The 16046-nt window shown below is 69.6% G+C and carries 13 protein-coding genes and 1 pseudogene; 5 read left to right on the forward strand and 9 right to left on the reverse strand.

The window, feature by feature from the left end; genetic code table 11:
• The first annotated feature begins 61 nt into the window (after positions 1 to 61).
• The 5 genes from QNO12_RS12670 to QNO12_RS12690 are packed head-to-tail and all read left to right on the forward strand — an operon-like array spanning position 62 to position 5016.
• Positions 62 to 499 carry a PTS mannitol transporter subunit IIA gene (locus QNO12_RS12670; RefSeq protein WP_257503058.1) on the forward strand — a complete coding sequence of 146 codons (438 nt, stop codon included), beginning with the start codon at positions 62 to 64 and terminating at the stop codon, positions 497 to 499.
• Complete coding sequence (locus tag QNO12_RS12675; RefSeq protein ID WP_257503059.1) at positions 499 to 1650, forward strand: mannitol-1-phosphate 5-dehydrogenase; 1152 nt, start codon at positions 499 to 501, stop codon at positions 1648 to 1650. The genes QNO12_RS12670 and QNO12_RS12675 overlap by 1 nt, the downstream gene beginning before the upstream one ends.
• 47 nt (positions 1651 to 1697) lie before the next feature.
• Positions 1698 to 3077, forward strand: a complete 1380-nt coding sequence (locus QNO12_RS12680; protein ID WP_257503060.1) for a flavin-containing monooxygenase — start codon at positions 1698 to 1700, stop codon at positions 3075 to 3077.
• Positions 3074 to 4063, forward strand: coding sequence for a bile acid:sodium symporter family protein (locus QNO12_RS12685; protein WP_257503061.1), 990 nt, complete (start codon positions 3074 to 3076; stop codon positions 4061 to 4063). Before QNO12_RS12680 ends, QNO12_RS12685 begins: the two co-directional genes overlap by 4 nt.
• Positions 4060 to 5016: an SDR family oxidoreductase gene (locus QNO12_RS12690; RefSeq protein ID WP_257503062.1), complete on the forward strand. Its 957-nt coding sequence runs from the start codon at positions 4060 to 4062 to the stop codon at positions 5014 to 5016. Before QNO12_RS12685 ends, QNO12_RS12690 begins: the two co-directional genes overlap by 4 nt.
• Positions 5017 to 5206: 190 nt before the next feature.
• Here QNO12_RS12690 and QNO12_RS12695 read toward each other — a convergent pair whose 3' ends face one another.
• From QNO12_RS12695 to QNO12_RS12735, 9 genes and pseudogenes are all read right to left on the reverse strand, one after another.
• A complete protein-coding gene (locus QNO12_RS12695; RefSeq protein WP_257503063.1) occupies positions 5207 to 6121 on the reverse strand; it encodes a putative endonuclease domain-containing protein in 915 nt (304 codons plus the stop codon).
• 235 nt (positions 6122 to 6356) lie between these two features.
• Complete coding sequence (locus tag QNO12_RS12700; protein WP_257503064.1) at positions 6357 to 7472, reverse strand: adenosine deaminase; 1116 nt, start codon at positions 7470 to 7472, stop codon at positions 6357 to 6359.
• A 97-nt stretch (positions 7473 to 7569) separates the two neighbouring features.
• Positions 7570 to 8880 (reverse strand): annotated as a pseudogene (locus tag QNO12_RS12705) (thymidine phosphorylase).
• Positions 8877 to 9278, reverse strand: coding sequence for a cytidine deaminase (locus tag QNO12_RS12710; RefSeq protein WP_257503065.1), 402 nt, complete (start codon positions 9276 to 9278; stop codon positions 8877 to 8879). The pseudogene QNO12_RS12705 and the gene QNO12_RS12710 overlap by 4 nt, the downstream one beginning before the upstream one ends.
• A gap of 70 nt (positions 9279 to 9348) precedes the next feature.
• Positions 9349 to 10629: an ABC transporter permease gene (locus tag QNO12_RS12715; protein WP_257503066.1), complete on the reverse strand. Its 1281-nt coding sequence runs from the start codon at positions 10627 to 10629 to the stop codon at positions 9349 to 9351.
• Positions 10626 to 11885 carry an ABC transporter permease gene (locus tag QNO12_RS12720; protein WP_257503241.1) on the reverse strand — a complete coding sequence of 420 codons (1260 nt, stop codon included), beginning with the start codon at positions 11883 to 11885 and terminating at the stop codon, positions 10626 to 10628. The genes QNO12_RS12715 and QNO12_RS12720 overlap by 4 nt, the downstream gene beginning before the upstream one ends.
• A 41-nt stretch (positions 11886 to 11926) precedes the next feature.
• Entirely contained in the window at positions 11927 to 13447 is a 1521-nt protein-coding gene (locus tag QNO12_RS12725; RefSeq protein ID WP_257503067.1) for an ABC transporter ATP-binding protein, read from the reverse strand.
• 94 nt (positions 13448 to 13541) lie between these two features.
• A complete protein-coding gene (locus QNO12_RS12730; protein WP_257503068.1) occupies positions 13542 to 14651 on the reverse strand; it encodes a BMP family lipoprotein in 1110 nt (369 codons plus the stop codon).
• A 185-nt stretch (positions 14652 to 14836) separates the two neighbouring features.
• On the reverse strand, positions 14837 to 15952 hold the full coding sequence (locus tag QNO12_RS12735; RefSeq protein ID WP_257503069.1) for a mannose-1-phosphate guanylyltransferase: 1116 nt from the start codon (positions 15950 to 15952) through the stop codon (positions 14837 to 14839).
• Between the last annotated feature and the right edge of the window lie 94 nt (positions 15953 to 16046).

Raw genomic sequence — 16046 nt, forward strand, 5'->3', positions numbered from 1 at the left:
GCGTGACGCCCCCGGCTCCGCGGCCTTCGTACGCCAGCACCCCGACGAAAGGCGAACACCAATGGCACGTGATGTCCTGAGCCTCGGCCAGGTCCGGATCCACTCCGGCAGCGCGACCCGCGAAGAGGCGATGAAGGAGGCAGCGGACATCCTCCAGGCGGCCGGTGCGGTCACCAGCGCGTACTTCGACGCGATGCAGCAGCGGGAGGAGACGGTCTCGACCTACATGGGCAACGAACTGGCGATCCCGCACGGCACCAACGAGACCAAGCACACCATCCTGGGCTCGGCGCTCTCGGTGGTGCGCTACGACGGGGGTGTGGACTGGGGTGGCGAACCGGTGACCTTCGTCGTCGGCATCGCAGGCAAGGGCGACGAGCATCTGGAGATCCTCTCCCAGATCGCGATCCTGTTCTCCGACGAGGACGAGGTGGAGAAGCTGAAACGGGCGGAGGACCCCGAGGAGCTGTACTCGCTCGTCGCCGCGGCGGGCGTGTGATGAAGGCCGTGCACTTCGGGGCCGGCAACATCGGACGCGGCTTCGTCGGGCTCCTGCTGCACGAGGGCGGCTACGAGGTGGTGTTCTCGGACGTCGCCGCGCCGCTCGTCCAGGCGATCAACGCGGTCTCGGAGTACACCGTCCACGAGGTCGGCGAGGGCGGGCGCGACACGGTGGTCACCGGCTTCCGGGCCGTCAACAGCGCGACCCACCCTGACGAGGTGATCGAAGAGGTCGCGGGCGCGAACGTGGTCACCACGGCCGTCGGGCCCACCATCCTGAAGTTCATCGCACCGCATATCGTGGCCGGCCTCGCCCTGCGCGACCCGTCCTCTCCCCCGCTGCAGATCATGGCGTGCGAGAACGCCATCAACGCCACGGATCTCCTCCGCGACGAGATCGCCGACTTGGCCGGGGACGCGTGGGACGCGCTGGCCGGCCGGGCCGTCTTCGCGAACACCGCCGTGGACCGGATCGTGCCCGGCCAGCCCGCCGGGGCCGGCGTGGACGTGACGGTGGAGCCCTTCTTCGAGTGGGCCATCGAACGGGCGCCGTTCGGCGACGATCCGCCCACCATCCCCGGTGCGCATTTCGTCGATGACCTGGCGCCGTACATCGAGCGCAAGCTCTTCACGGTGAACACCGGGCACGCCGCGGCGGCGTACTTCGGCGCCCGCGCGGGGGTGGAGACCATCTCGGCGGCGCTGTCCGACGAGAGCATCGCCGCGCGGGTGTCCGCGGCGCTGGAGGAGACTTCAGCGCTGCTGGTGGCGAAGCACGAGTTCGAGCCCGAGGATCTCGCGACCTACCGGGCCACGATCCTGCACCGCTTCCGCAATCCGGCGCTTCCGGACACGGTGTGGCGCGTCGGACGGCAGCCGCTGCGCAAGCTGTCGCGTCACGAACGCTTCGTAGGGCCGGCGGCCGAATCGGCCGAGCGCGGTCTGCCGGTGGACGGCCTGCTCGACGCGATGGCCGCCGCGCTGTCGTTCGAGGACCCCGAGGATGCGCAATCCGTCGACCTGCAGCGGATGCTGCGGGAGCAGGATGCGGCATCCGTCACCGGTTCGGTGACCGGTCTGGAGCCGGAGCACCCGCTGTTCCCGCGGGTGGAGGCGATCGTGGCGGCGCGGCAGGCGGAGCTGGTCTAGCATCGAGAGGCTGCGCGGGCATCGGAGCCCGCGCGACTGGGGGTGCGATGCAGGACCTGCGGTATGCCGTCATCGGGGCCGGCCCGTCCGGATTGGCAGCGGCGCGCGCACTGAGCAAGGCGGGCATCGCCTTCGACGGCTTCGAGGCCGGGCGGGGCGTCGGGGGGCTGTGGGATATCCAGAACCCGCGGTCGACGATGTACGAGTCTGCGCATCTGATCTCCTCGCGCACCACGACCGAGTTCAGCGAGTTCCCGATGGACTCCACGGCCGACTACCCCGGCCACCGCGCGCTGCTGCGCTACTTCCGCGACTTCGCGGACCGCTTCGGTCTGACCGGGCACTTCCGCTTCGACACGCGCGTGGTCGGGCTGGACCGGGACGAGCACGGGCGCTGGATGCTTCGGGCCGAAGGCCCCTCGGGTCAGCTCGAGCAGCACTACGACGGCGTGATCCTCGCCAACGGCACGCTCGCCGAGCCGAACATCCCGTCCTTCCGCGGTGAGTTCACCGGTGAGCTGCTGCATACCAGCGCGTACAAGGATGCGAAGCAGCTCGCCGGCAAGCGGGTGCTCATCATCGGCGCGGGCAATTCCGGCTGCGACATCGCGGTGGACGCGGTCCACCACGCGGCATCCGTGGATATGAGCGTTCGCCGCGGCTACTACTTCGTGCCCCGCTACCTGTTCGGCCGCCCGTCGGACACCCTCAATCAGGGCCGACCGCTGCCGGCGCGGATCAAGCAGTTCGTGGACACCCGCGTCCTGCGCGCGTTCACCGGCGATCCGGTGCGCTTCGGCTTCCCGCGACCGGACTACCGGCTGTACGAGTCGCATCCGATCGTCAACACGCTGATCCTCAACCACCTGGGACAGGGCGATCTGGACGTGCGAGCGGACATCGATCGATTCGACGGATCCACGGTCCACTTCCGGGACGGGTCCAGCGGGGACTATGACGTGGTCCTCCTGGCGACCGGATACACGCTGGATTACCCGTTCGTGGATCGCACGCACCTGAACTGGCACGGCTTCGCGCCCGAGCTGTACCTGCATGTCTTCCCGCCCGCCTTCAACGGGCTGTACGTGATGGGGATGATCGAGGCTTCCGGGATCGGCTGGCAGGGCCGCTACGAACAGGCCGAGCTGATCGCGGAATACCTGACCGCGGTCGCGCGGCGCCCCGATCGCGCTGCCGAATTCCGCCGACGGGTCGCCGAGCGGCCGTGGCCGGACCTGAGCGGGGGCTACCACTACCTGGCCCTGGCGCGGATGTCCTATTACGTCAACAAGGACGCCTACCGTCGCGCCGTCCGCTCCGCCCGGGACTTCCTGGGCGGCCCGGCTGCGACGCCGTCCCGGCGGGACGGTCCGGTCAGCCGGCGGACGCCCGCGCCGCGCCGCTCGAGGAAGAGGACCTCCGCATGAACATCGACGATGTCGTCCTGAACTTCACCCCCGGCACGCTGGTCATCCTGAACGTCGTGCTCGGGCTCATCATGTTCGGGATCGCGCTGGACACCTCCGTCGAGGACTTCAGGGTCGTGGCCCGCAAGCCGAAGCCCTTCGTCATCGCGATCCTCGCCCAGTTGGTGGTGCTTCCGGCGGTCACCTTCGGGCTGACCCTGATCCTCCCGGTGACCGCGTCGATGGCGCTCGGGATGATCCTCGTGGCCTGCTGCCCACCCGGGAACATCTCGCAGGTGCTCACGCACCGCTCCGGCGGCAACGTCGCGCTGTCGGTGTCGATGACCGCGGTCGGCAACCTGCTCTACATCGTCGCGCTCCCGCTCAGCGTCGCGTTCTGGGGTTCGCTGCATCCGACCGCCCGGACTCTGCTCACGGCGGTCGAGCTCAACCCGTGGCAGATGCTGCTGGATGTCTTCTTGATCATCGGGCTGCCGTTCCTGCTGGGCCTCGCGATCCGGGCCCGCTTCGCCGTGTTCGCCGCGAAGGTGCAGCCGTTCGTCAAGTGGTTCTCGCTGCTGGCGCTGGTCGGCTTCATCGTGGCCGCTCTCGCCGGCAACTGGGCGTACTTCATCGCGTTCCTCGGCGTGATCCTGGCAGTCGTCGCCGTCCACGACGCTGTCGCCCTCGCCATCGGGTACGGCACGGCGGTGGTCGGTGGCCTCGGAACCCGCGAGCGCAAGGCGATGACTTTCGAGGTCGGCATTCGCAACGCCGGACTCGGGCTGGGACTGGTGTTCACGTTCTTCGGCGGGCTCGGCGGCATGGCCATCGTTGCCGGCTGGTGGGGCATCTGGGACATCATCGCCGGACTGCTCGTGGCCTCGCTGTGGGCGATCCACACCAAGCGGCGCACCGGCTCGACGAAGGGCGATGCGACCCGGCACGGCCACAGCGCACGATCGGGTGCCGGGGCGCCCGATCCGGCATCCGAGGCGACACCGTGAGCGTGCGCGCACTGGTCACCGGCGGCGCGGGGTTCCTCGGCTCGCACGTGGCCGCGGCTCTGGTCACTCACCCCGACGTCGAGCTCGTCGTCGCCGGGGACGTCCGGCGCCCCGAGCATCCGCTGGAGGGCGTGGTGTACGACGACTGCGACGTGACCCGATCGGCCGGACTGGCTCTGCTGATGCAACGGCACGCCATCAACGTCGTCGTGCATCTGGCGGCGATCGTCAGCCCCGGCCGGGACGTGGAGATGGAGTACCGCGTCGACGTCGACGGCTCGCGTCACGTCCTGGACGCGTGCGTCGCGACCGGGGTGCGGCGGATCGTGGTCTCATCGTCCGGAGCGGCCTACGGGTACCATGCGGACAGCCCGGAGTGGCTGCGGGAGTCCGACCCGGTCCGCGGCAGCGAGGAGTTCCCCTACTCCCGGCACAAGCGGCTGGTGGAGGAGATGCTCGCCGAGGCGCGGGTGTCCCACCCCGGCCTCGAGCAGGTGGTCTTCCGCATCGGGACCATCCTCGGCCCCACTGTCCGCAACCAGATCACCGCGCTCTGGGACGGACCGCGCGTGCTGGCCGTCCGCGGATCGCAGTCTCCGTTCGTGTTCGTCTGGGTGGACGATGTCGCGGCGGCGATGGCGCGGGCGGCCACCGACGGGCCCCCGGGGATCTACAACGTCGCCGGCGACGGCAGGGTCACCGTGCGCGAGATCGCCGCGCGACTGGGCAAGCCGGTGCTGACCGTCCCGGCCGGGGTGCTCGGCTTCGCCCTGCGCGTGGGCCGGATGCTGCATCTCACGGTCCACGGACCCGAGCAGGTCGGCTTCCTCCGGTACCGCCCGGTGCTCGCGAACGATGCGCTCAAGCGCGACTTCGGCTTCACGCCCACGCGGACCAGCCGCGAGGCGTTCGAGGAGTACCTCGCCACTCATCCCGGCGTCGCCCGCGCCTGACCGCCGCCCCGGTCGCGGCATCCCCGGTCCCGCGCCGAGTGGCCTGACTGTCCGCCGCCCCGGCGTCCTCGCTGTCCCGTGTCCCGTGTCCCGTGTCCCGTGTCCCACTTCGGCAGGCGACACGCCGGGCGTCGGATGCGCAAGTGGGACACCGGGGCGAGGGCGTGGGGCTGGGGCGAGGGATGCCGGGTCAGGGGCGCCAGCCTGCCTCGTGCAGCGCCTCCCGCACGAGCGCGACGGCGGTCGGCCGATCGCCGCGCATGTGATGCCGCAGGATGCGAACGTGCCGCCACCCCGCACGGCGGATGGCGCTCCACCGATCGGCGTCGCGCTCGAACTGCCGGACATCCTCCGCGTGGACGCGCCCGTCGTACTCGACCGCGACGCGCCAGCGCCGGTAGGCCAGGTCCAGGCGCGCGATCGCCCGGCCGTACGCGTCCCGGAGGACCCAGTTCACCTCGGGCTCGGGCAGGCCGGTGCGTACGATCAGCAAGCGCAGGCGGGTCTCCTCCGGGGACTCGACACCGGCTCGGACGTGGTTCAGGGCTGAACGCATCGTCGTCGCGGACCGGCCGCGGAGCATGCGGACCTCGTCCCTGAGCTCCTCGACGGTGCCCCAGCCCTGATGGACGATGGCGTCCGCAGCGACGACCAGGTCGTCGTGGCGCCAGAGGCTGCCGGCCTGCCGCCACGCCCGGACGGGATGCTCCAACGGCATGCCGGCATGCACCACGATCGCCGGCTCGCGCACCTGGAGTCGGTGACCGATCACCCCCTGCGTGCGCGGTTCGCGAGCCGGCCGGTGCGCCGCGACGTGCAGCCCCACTCGGTGCGGCCACCGCGGGGTGGGCAGTCCGACGAGCGCGAGCGCGGTCTCGCCCCAGAAGAACTGCCAGGGCGCCAGCCTCGGCGCGTACTGGAGGCACATCAGCACAAGCGGATCGTCGCTGTCGGCGAAGAACGCGTCCGGGGTGCGCACGCCGTGGAAAGGGCGGCCCAGATCGGAACCGGCGAGTCGCCCCCGGCCGACGCCGAGCTCACGCGCGACACCCACCGTGAACGGCTGCCCGGACAGTTCGACGGGGAGGGGGCTCGGTCGCAGCATCCCCCGATCTCAGCCGATCATGCCGCCCGACCGGGCGCGCGCCGGCATCCTGTGGACACCGGCGGCACCTCGCCGCGCTGGGGAGGACACCCCTCGGGTACCGATGTCCCGCTTCGGCATGCGACACGCCGGCTATCCCCTGCACAAGTGGGACACGGATGCCTGGACGGGGATGCCGAGACACAGATGCCGGGGACAGGAGTCGCCGGGACAGAGGGACGCACCCGGGCGCGGCCTACCGCTCGAAGCCCTCCGCGATCAGCTCGATGAGCTCCTCCCGCTCCTCGATCGGGAGGAAGGCGCCGGCCGCGGCGTTCAGCTGGAACGTCTCGAGGTCATCCAGGTCGTAATCGAACGTCTCGGCCAGCAGCGCCAGCTCGCGGGTCAGCGAGGTCCGGCTCATCGTGCGGTTGTCGACGTTCACGGTCACCGAGAAGCCGAGCTGGTACAGCAGGTCGAACGGGTGGTCAGCCAGTTCTTCGCCCCACTGCCCGACCGCGCCGGTCTGCAGGTTCGAAGTCGGCGAGAGCTCCAGCGTGATCTCCCGGTCCCGCACCCAGCGCGCCAGGTCGCCGAAGTGCACGAGCACCTCGTCGCCCTCGCGCGAGACCACATCGAGATCCTCGGCGATCCGCACCCCGTGCCCGAGGCGCACCGCGCGGCCGTCGATGATGGCGGAGCGGATCGAGTCCAGCCCCGCGGCTTCGCCGGCATGCACCGTCGTCGGAAAGAACTGCGACGCCAGGTAGTCGAACGCGACCCGGTGCCGGAAGGGCAGGAAGCCCTCTTCGGGACCGGCGATGTCGAACCCCACGGCGCCCCGGCCGCGCCAGGACACGGCCAGCTCCGCGATCTCCAGCGAACGATCGGTCTGGCGCATCGCGGTGATGAGCTGACCGACCCGGATGTCGTGGCCGTCCCGCTCGGCGGCCTCCTCGCCCTCCTCGATGCCGGTCTGCACCGCCTCGACGGCCTCTTCGAGCGAGAGCCCGCGGGTCAGATGCTGCTCCGGAGCCCACCGCACCTCGCCGTAGATCACCCCGTCCGCGGCGAGGTCCTCGACGAACTCGCGCGCAACCCGGGTCAGTCCCTCTGCGGTCTGCATCACCGCGGTGGTCAGATCGAACGTCTTCAGATACTCCACGAGGGAGCCAGAGTCGCTCTTGTCGGCGAACCAGCCGGCGAGCGCTTCGCCCTCGGTCTCGGGCAGCGCGAGGCCGATGGCGTCGCCGAGCTCGAGGATGGTCTGCGGGCGCACGCCGCCGTCCAGGTGGTCGTGCAGCGAGATCTTGGGCAGGCGCCGGATCGAGGCGCCCTGCAGGTTGGTGTCGCCGTGCTGATCGATCGACATGTGAGTCTCCTAGCGCCGGAGATCCGGCGCGCTTCCGGTGGTGGACGGGCGGGTGATGGGGGTGGTCTGGGTCGGACTCATGAGTGGATGCCGCGCCTCACGCGGTGATCCTCTCGAGCACGAGCGGGCGGGGGTCCGGGGCGTCGGCCCCGATCTCCCACGACCCTTCGAGGGCGGCCAGGGCACGCTCGAAGCGCCCGGCGTCGTGTCCCAGCAGCGTGAACAGCGGCTGGCCGGGGGCGACCCGGTCGCCGGGTTTGACGTGCAGGTCGATGCCCGCGGCGTGCATCACGGGGTCTTCGGCCCGGGCACGGCCGGCACCGAGCCGCCACGCGGCGATGCCGAAGGGCAGGGCATCCATGCGGGTGACGAATCCGGCCTGCGTCGCGGTGACGGTGGAGGTCTCCCGCGGACGCGGGAGCGCGGCATCCGGATCGCCGTCCTGCGCGCGGATCATCGCACGCCACGTGTCCATCGCGCGCCCGTCCGCCAGCGCCGCCTCGACATCGGCGTCCGGCTGCCCGGCGAGGGCGAGCATCTCACGGGCGAGTGCCACGGTGAGCTCGACCACATCGGCGGGTCCGCCGCCGGCGAGCACCTCGACCGACTCGCGCACTTCGTTCGCGTTGCCGATGGCCAGGCCGAGCGGCGTGTTCATATCGGTCAGCAGCGCGGTGGTCGACACTCCCGAGTCGGTCCCGAGCGCGACCATCGTGCGCGCCAGCTCGCGCGCCCTCTCGATGTCCTGCATGAACGCACCGGAGCCGAACTTCACATCCAGGACGAGCGCGTCGGTGCCCTCGGCGATCTTCTTGGACATGATGCTGGAGGCGATCAGCGGTATCGCCTCCACCGTCCCGGTGACATCGCGCAGCGCCTAGAGCTTCTTGTCCGCCGGGGCCAGTCCGGACCCCGCCGCGCAGATGACGGCGCCCACCTCGCGCAGCTGGTCGAACAGCTCGTCGTTGGTGAGCGCGGCGGTCCAGCCCGAGATCGACTCGAGCTTGTCCAGCGTGCCGCCGGTGTGCCCCAGCCCGCGGCCGGACAGCTGTGGCACTGCGACGCCGAACGAGGCCACCAGCGGCGCCAGGGGCAGGGTGATCTTGTCGCCCACGCCGCCGGTGGAGTGCTTGTCGACGGTCGGCTTGCCCAGGCCGGCGAAGCTCATCCGCTCCCCCGAGGCGATCATCGCGTCCGTGAGCACGCTGATCTCGCCGCGGCTCATGCCGTTCAGGAGCACGGCCATCGCGAAGGCGGCCATCTGCGCGTCCGCGACGTAGCCGCGCGTGTAGGCGTCCACCATCCACCGCAGCGCGTCGTCGGGAACATCCCCGCCGTCGCGCTTGATCCGGATGACGTCGACCGCGTCGAACGGCTCGACCCCGCCTGCAGGCGAGGTGCTGCTCATCGTGAGGCCTCTTCGAGGTCCCGCGGGCCGAACGCGTCGGGCAGGACCTCGTCGATCGTGCGGATGCCGGACACCGTCTCCAGCAGCATCCCCGGGATGGCGTGTTCGTACAGCAGCTGACGGCAGCGCCCGCACGGCATCAGAGTGCGCCCCTGCCCGTCGACGCAGACGAAGGCGACGAGTTTGCCGCCGCCGGACATGAACAGGTCGCTGACCAGCGAGCACTCTGCGCACAGCGTCACGCCATACGAGGCGTTCTCGATGTTGCACCCCGAGACGATCCGGCCGTCCGAGACCAGGGCGGCCGCGCCGACCTTGAACCGCGAATAGGGCACGTAGGCGAGCTCTTTGGCGGCGGTCGCCGCCGCACGCAGTTCGTCCCAGTCGATGTCGGTCACAGCGCGTCCTCCGGAAGGTCGGTGCAGGTTGGGAACGGATGCCTCATCCAGCGAGGCGGAAGAGCGGAGCTCATCCCTTGATGTAGGGGACGCCGTCGGCTGCGGGTGCCCGTGATCGGCCGACGACTCCGGCGACGACGAAGATCGTGACCAGGTAGGGCAGCATCAGCATGAACTCGCTCGGCACGGGCGAGCCGATCACGCTGAGGGTGTTCTGCAGGCTGGAGGCGAACCCGAACAGCAGCGCGGCCAACGTCGCCTTGAACGGATCCCACTGCCCGAAGATCACCGCGGCCAGGGCGATGAATCCGGCGCCGGCGGTCATCTCCTTGTTGAAGGCGATGCCGTTGCCGATCGTGAACACAGTGCCGCCGAGGCCTGCGATCGCGCCGGCCAGCAACACGTTCCAGAACCGCGTCGCGTTGACCTTGATGCCGACGGTGTCCGCAGCCTGCGGGTGCTCGCCGACCGCCCGCAGCCGCAGTCCCCAGCGGGTGCGGAACATCGCGAACCAGACCACCGCGACCGCGATGTACATCAGATACACGATGATCGTCTGACGGAACAGCACGGGTCCGAGGACCGGGATCTCGCTCAGGATCGGTATCGGGATCCGCGGGAATCGCGGGGGCGAGTTGAGCAGCGCGGCATTCGGCTGCAGCACTTGCGAGTAGAAGAAGCTGGTCAGCCCGACCACCAGGACGTTGAGCACCACGCCGACGATCACCTGATCGACGAGGTACGTGATCGCGAACGCGGCCAGCACCGCGGCGACCAGCGCGCCGGCGAACATGGCGGCCACCAGACCGAGGAGCGGCTGGCCGGTGAGGGTCGAGATGACGGCGGCGCTGAACGCTCCGGCCAGCAGCTGGCCCTCGATCGCGATGTTGACCACACCGGCGCGCTCGCCGATGACGCCCGCCAGCGCTCCGTAGATGAGCGGGATCGCCAGCGCGACCGCACCGGCCAGGAGCCCGGCGACCGGGATCGCTTCGCCGGCGGCCGCCCACGTCAGGAATCCGACGATCGCGACGATGATGTACGCAACGATGACCCAGAGCGGTGCCCGCCGGTAGCCGCGCACCAGCAGGGCGGCGCCGGCCGTCAGCAGAACGAGGAGTCCGAACACCACCCAGGTGGTGAGGATCACCGGCAGCACGATCTCCGGCAGCTGCAGCGCATCGGCCTGCGTGGAGATGCGGAACGTGGTCTCGCCTTCCCGCGGCGCGGCGAGGATCAGCAGCGCGTACAGGACCGTGAAGATCGCCAGCGCGATCGGCGCCTTCCAGCTGCGCACCTCCGCCTTCGGCGGAGTCGACGCGATCAGCGCACCATCGACGGCGACGGTCATTTCATCACCGCCCCGGCCTCGGCCTTGAGCTGCTTCTCCCGCGCCTTCTCGCGTCGGCGCTGGTCGCGCTCCGGAGAGGGCAGGAAGAAGATCGTGCGCACCAGCGGCGGGGCGGCGATGAACAGCACGATGAGAGCCTGCACGACCGTGACGATCTCGATGGGGACGCCCTCGGCGGCCTGCATCGCGAAGCCGCCTGCCTTGAAGGCACCGAACAGGATGCCGGCGGCGAAGGTCCCCCACGGGGTGGAACGACCCAACAGCGCCACCGTGATCGCGTCGAACCCGATGCCTGCGTCGATGTCGGCGGAGAATCCGGTGGTGATCGTACCGAGGACCTGATTGACGCCGGCCAATCCGACCAGCGCGCCGGCGATGAGCATGCCGATGATGTACATGCTCTTGACGTTGATGCCGGCCACCCGGGCGGCGTGCGGGTTCTCGCCGACGGCACGGAACTTGAAGCCCAGGCTCGATCGGCTGAGGATCCACCACACCACGACGGTGGCGAGGATGACCAGGATGAACCCGAAGTGCAAGTTGTACTGCGGCCCGAACAGCTCGGGGAAGACCGCGGTGGGTTTCATCGGCGGGGTCTTCGGGTTGCTGGAGCCGGGTGCCTGCAGCAGACCCGGAGTCCGCAGCATCCACGAGATGAGGTAGAACGCCACGTAGTTGAGCATGATCGTGACGATCACCTCGTGCGCACCCGTCCACGCCTTGAGGGCTCCCGCGATCCCGGCCCACAGCGCGCCGGCGGCCAGACCGGCGATCAGCGCGACGATCATGTGGATGCCCCAGGGCAGGTCGAGCGAGAACGCGACCCAGCCGGCGCCCGCCGACGCCATCAGCATCTGTCCGCGTCCGCCGATGTTGAACATGCCGATGCGGAAGGCCAGCGCCACGCCCAGACCCGCCGCGATCAGGGGCGTGGCGAAGGTCAGCGTCTCGGTCAGAGGACGGATGCCGCGGGCGAACGTGGGTGCGCCGAAGTTGTAGATCGAGCCCTGGAAGAGGGCGATGTACGCCCCGGAGACCGCTTGCCAGATCGCCGCGATCGTATCCAGCGGACGGGCGAAGAAGTAGCCGGACGCCTCCTGCACGGTCTCGTCGGTGAAGGCGATCATGATGCCGCCGACGATGAGTGCCAGCAGAACGGCCAGCACCGAGATCAGGGCGTTCCCCTGGGTGATCTGCAGGAAGGTCGTATGCCACCTCGACGCCTCGGGCGGTGTGGTGTGCTGCAGCGGCGGCATCCCCGGAGGGACGATGACGGCGCCGTGCGTCAGGTCCTCGCTCACGCGGCGACTCCCTCGCCGGTCGGGACCTCGCCGGCCATCATCAGACCCAGCACACCGCGCGGCGTGTCTCCCGGGACGATGCCGATGATCCGGCCGCGATACATCACGATGATGCGATCCGCCAGCGCGGTGACCTCGTCCAACTCGGTGGAGACGACCACCACGGGGATGCCGGCATCCCGGGTTTCGACGATGCGCTTGTGGATGAATTCGATCGATCCCACATCGACGCCGCGCGTGGGCTGGGCCGCGACGAGGAGGGAGAGATCGCGGCTCAGCTCGCGGGCGAGCACCACCTTCTGCTGGTTGCCACCGGAGAGGGTGCCGACCGCAACCTCGATGCCGGGTGCGCGCACGTCGAACTCCCGGTACTTCTCGGCGGCGAACTCGGCGATGTAGCCCAGGCGCAGGCTGCCTGCGCGGACGAACGGCGGCCCGGTGGTGCGATCGAGCACGAGGTTCTCGGCGATCGACATGCCGGCCACCAGACCGTGCTCCTGGCGGTCCTCGGGAACGAAGCCGACGCCTTCGTCCAGGATCCGCCGGACGCTGGCGCCGAGCAACTGCTCGCCGTTGAGGGTCACGGATCCGCGGGCGCGGTGCTCGAGGCCGACCAGAGCCGCGGTGAGCTCGGTCTGCCCGTTGCCCTGCACGCCCGCGATCGCGACGATCTCGCCGGCGCGGACGTCGAAGCTCACATCGTCGACGACGATCTGGTCCTTGGCGTCGATGACGGTCAGCCCATCCACAATGAGCGAGCGTTCGCCGAGCGTGGGCACGTCCTTGCGCACCGTCAGCTCGACGGAGCGACCGACCATGAGCTCGGCCAGCTCTGCGTTCGTCGCGCCCGGAGACGCTTCGCCGACGACCTTGCCGAGGCGGATGACGGTGATCCGGTCGGCGGCTTCACGGACCTCGCGCAGCTTGTGGGTGATGAACACGATCGAGGTGCCGGACTCCTTCAGCTGGCGCATGATGCCCATCAGCTCGTCGGTCTCCTGCGGTGTCAGGACCGCGGTCGGCTCGTCGAAGACGAGGACCCGGGCGTCCCGGGAGAGGGCCTTGATGATCTCCACCCGCTGCTGCACGCCGACCGGCAGATCCTCCACGAGCGCGTCGGGATCGACGTCGAACCCGAACCGTGCGGAGATCTCCCGGACGCGTTCGCGCGCGGTGGACAGGTCCAGGATGCCGCCGGCCTTGGTCGCCTCGTGACCGAGCATGACGTTCTCGGCGACGGTGAAGACCGGGATGAGCATGAAGTGCTGGTGGACCATGCCGATACCGGCGCGCATCGCGTCGCCGGGGCCCTGGAAGTTCTGCACGACATCGTCCAGCAGGATGAGGCCGTCGTCAGCCCGGTACAGCCCGTAGAGGACGTTCATCAGGGTCGACTTGCCGGCGCCGTTCTCGCCCAGGAGACAGTGGATCTCTCCGGGCTCCACAACGAGGTCGATGTGGTCGTTCGCGACGAGGGTGCCGAACCGCTTGGTGATCCCGCGGAGTTCGAGCTTCATGCTCCAGATCCTAGTAAGAGGCGCCTTCAGGTGCATTGGGGGGAACGGGAACGGGGAGGCTGGTTGCCCAGCCTCCCCGTTCCGGTGCGGCAGATCAGCCGGCGAGGTAGGACTCGACGGGGATCGAACCGTCGATGATGCCGGCCGCGATGGCGTCCAGCTCCGCCTGCAGGTCCGGCGAGACCTTCGACTCGAAGTCGTGGAAGGGCGCCAGGCTGACGCCCCCGTTCTCGAGCGTTCCGATGAACGGCTCGGCGTCGAACTCACCGGCACCGGCGGCGAGGACGGCCTCGTTGACACCGACGTCGATCGTCTTGCGGATCGAGGTGAGCAGCAGATCGGCCACCGTCGGGTCGGTCTCGAACACGTCCGCGTCCACGCCGATCAGGGCGATGTCGCGGCCGGAGTCGCGGATCACCGATGCGGCGCTCTGGTAGATCGGGCCACCGACGGGCAGGAGCACGTCCACGCCCTGGTCGACCAGACCCTGGGCCGCGTTGATCGCGTCCTGGTTGGCGGTGAAGCCACCGGTGAACACGCCGTCCTGTGCGGCGCGATCCCAGCCGAGCACCTGGACGCTGTCGCCCTTCTCGGCGTTCCAGTACTCGACGCCCTGAGCGAAGCCGTCCATGAAGATCGAAACGGTGGGGAAGTTCATCCCGCCGAAGGTGCCGACCTTCTTGGCCTCGGAGATCGACGCTGCCGCGTAGCCGGCCAGGAAGGCGGCCTGCGACGTGTCGAAGATGATCGGCTTGATGTTCTCGGCATCCGTCTCACCGTCGAAGTCGTTGTCGACGACGTCGTCGATCGAGACGAAGTCGATGTCGGGGTTGGCGACGGCGGCCTCGCCTGCTGCCGACGCGAGGGCGAAGCCCACCGTGACGATGAGCGTGCAGTTCTGGTCGATCAGGCTGGTGAGGTTGGGTGCGTAGTCGGACTCGGAGTCGGACTGCACGGTGACGAACTCGACGCCGAGCTCATCGGACGCGGCCTCGAGGCCCTCGAATCCGAGCTGGTTGAAGGACTTGTCGTCGAATCCGCCCGCGTCGGAGACCATGCAGGGCTTGAAGCCGTCCACGGCCCCGCCTGCGGCTGCATCCTCGCTGGCGGTCGGCTCGGGAGCCGATCCGCAACCGGCAAGGGCAACGAGCAGTCCGGCGGCGGCAACTACCCCGACGAACTTCTTGGTGGTAGAGATTGTCAACTCACGCCTCCATCAAAGGTGCCCCCGCGGACTTCGCGGGCGACAGCCCAAGTTACCCAGTGTGACGACGCGCTCACCTATCAGAACGCCGTCCGGGACGGAATGGTTACAAAGACGCAATGTGCTGAACACGTGCGGGCACCGGGGGCGAGATCGGCCCCGGTCGGCGAGGGTCGCTGGTCCGCTCAGAGGACGTCGCCCCGACCGGTGAGCTTCAGCGCATCCACGACGCCCTTGACGCGCTGCGCGTGCTCGCTGGTGGTCACCAGCAGCGCATCCTCGGTATCGACGATCACGATGTCCTTCACGCCGATGACGCTGATGATCCGCTGCGTCTGCGTCACCACGATGCCGCTGGAGGCATCCGCGAGGATCCTGGCGTTCTCGCCCAGGATGGCCAGATCGTTGCCGCGGCCGTGCGAGTTGAGCTTCGCGAGGCTCGCGAAATCCCCCACGTCGTCCCAGTCGAAGTGGCCGGGGATCACGGCCAGCCGTCCCTTGGCCGCCGCCGGCTCCGCGACGGCGTAGTCGATCGCGATCTTGGTGATCGTCGGCCACACCCGGTCCACGACCGGCCCGCGGGCATCGCGGTCATCCCACACCGCGGCCAGCTCCATCAGACCCGCGTGCAGCTCCGGCTGGTTCGCGGCGATCTCGTCGAGCAGCACGTCGGCGCGCGAGATGAACATGCCCGCGTTCCAGAGGTAGGAGCGGTCGGCGAGATACTCGCGGGCCGTCTCCAGGTCGGGCTTCTCCACGAACTTCTCGACCAGCGTCGCTTCGGGAGCGCCGGCCACCACCAGTTCACCTGCCTTGCGCATGTAGCCGAACCCGACCGCCGCTTCCGTGGGCTGGATGCCGATCGTGCAGATGTAGCCCTCGCGCGCGACTGCCACCGCCTGCTGCACCGCCCACTCGAACACCTGCGTGCCGCGGATCACGTGATCGGCGGCGAACGCGCCGATGATGACGTCGGGCTCCCGCCGCGACAGGATCGCCGCGGCCAGACCGATCGCGGCCGCCGAGTCGCGGGGCTCCGACTCGAGGACGACGTTCCGGTCGGGGATGGCCGGCAGCTCCCGCTCCACCGCCGCGCGGTGCGCGCGCCCGGTGACGACCGCGATGCGGTCCGGGCCCGACAGCGGCTCCAGTCGGTCCCAGGTGTCGCGCAGCAGGGAGTTGCCCGAGCCGGTCAGGTCGTGCAGGAACTTGGGCGCGTCAGCGCGGGAGAGCGGCCACAGCCTGCTCCCGATCCCCCCGGCGGGGATGACGGCGTAGAAGTCGGGAATCGGCTGGTGCATGCCGCCAGCGTAGTGGCGGCGCCTGAGGGCATCGGATCCGTGCCGTCCCGGCCGGGTTCGGCGATTTGTCTCGACATCGAGACACCTGGGGCTC

It is taken from the genome of Microbacterium sp. zg-B185 (assembly GCF_030246885.1).
Lineage (GTDB): Bacteria > Actinomycetota > Actinomycetes > Actinomycetales > Microbacteriaceae > Microbacterium.

Bases quoted from the DNA above. Each gene is read 5' to 3' on its own strand.
- QNO12_RS12670 (WP_257503058.1), top strand. From the start codon at position 62: ATGGCACGTGATGTCCTGAGCCTCGGCCAGGTCCGGATCCACTCCGGC.
- QNO12_RS12675 (WP_257503059.1), top strand. From the start codon at position 499: ATGAAGGCCGTGCACTTCGGGGCCGGCAACATCGGACGCGGCTTCGTC.
- QNO12_RS12680 (WP_257503060.1), top strand. From the start codon at position 1,698: ATGCAGGACCTGCGGTATGCCGTCATCGGGGCCGGCCCGTCCGGATTG.
- QNO12_RS12685 (WP_257503061.1), top strand. From the start codon at position 3,074: ATGAACATCGACGATGTCGTCCTGAACTTCACCCCCGGCACGCTGGTC.
- QNO12_RS12695 (WP_257503063.1), bottom strand. From the start codon at position 6,121: ATGCTGCGACCGAGCCCCCTCCCCGTCGAACTGTCCGGGCAGCCGTTC.
- QNO12_RS12700 (WP_257503064.1), bottom strand. From the start codon at position 7,472: ATGTCGATCGATCAGCACGGCGACACCAACCTGCAGGGCGCCTCGATC.
- QNO12_RS12715 (WP_257503066.1), bottom strand. From the start codon at position 10,629: ATGACCGTCGCCGTCGATGGTGCGCTGATCGCGTCGACTCCGCCGAAG.
- QNO12_RS12720 (WP_257503241.1), bottom strand. From the start codon at position 11,885: ATGCCGCCGCTGCAGCACACCACACCGCCCGAGGCGTCGAGGTGGCAT.
- QNO12_RS12725 (WP_257503067.1), bottom strand. From the start codon at position 13,447: ATGAAGCTCGAACTCCGCGGGATCACCAAGCGGTTCGGCACCCTCGTC.
- QNO12_RS12735 (WP_257503069.1), bottom strand. From the start codon at position 15,952: ATGCACCAGCCGATTCCCGACTTCTACGCCGTCATCCCCGCCGGGGGG.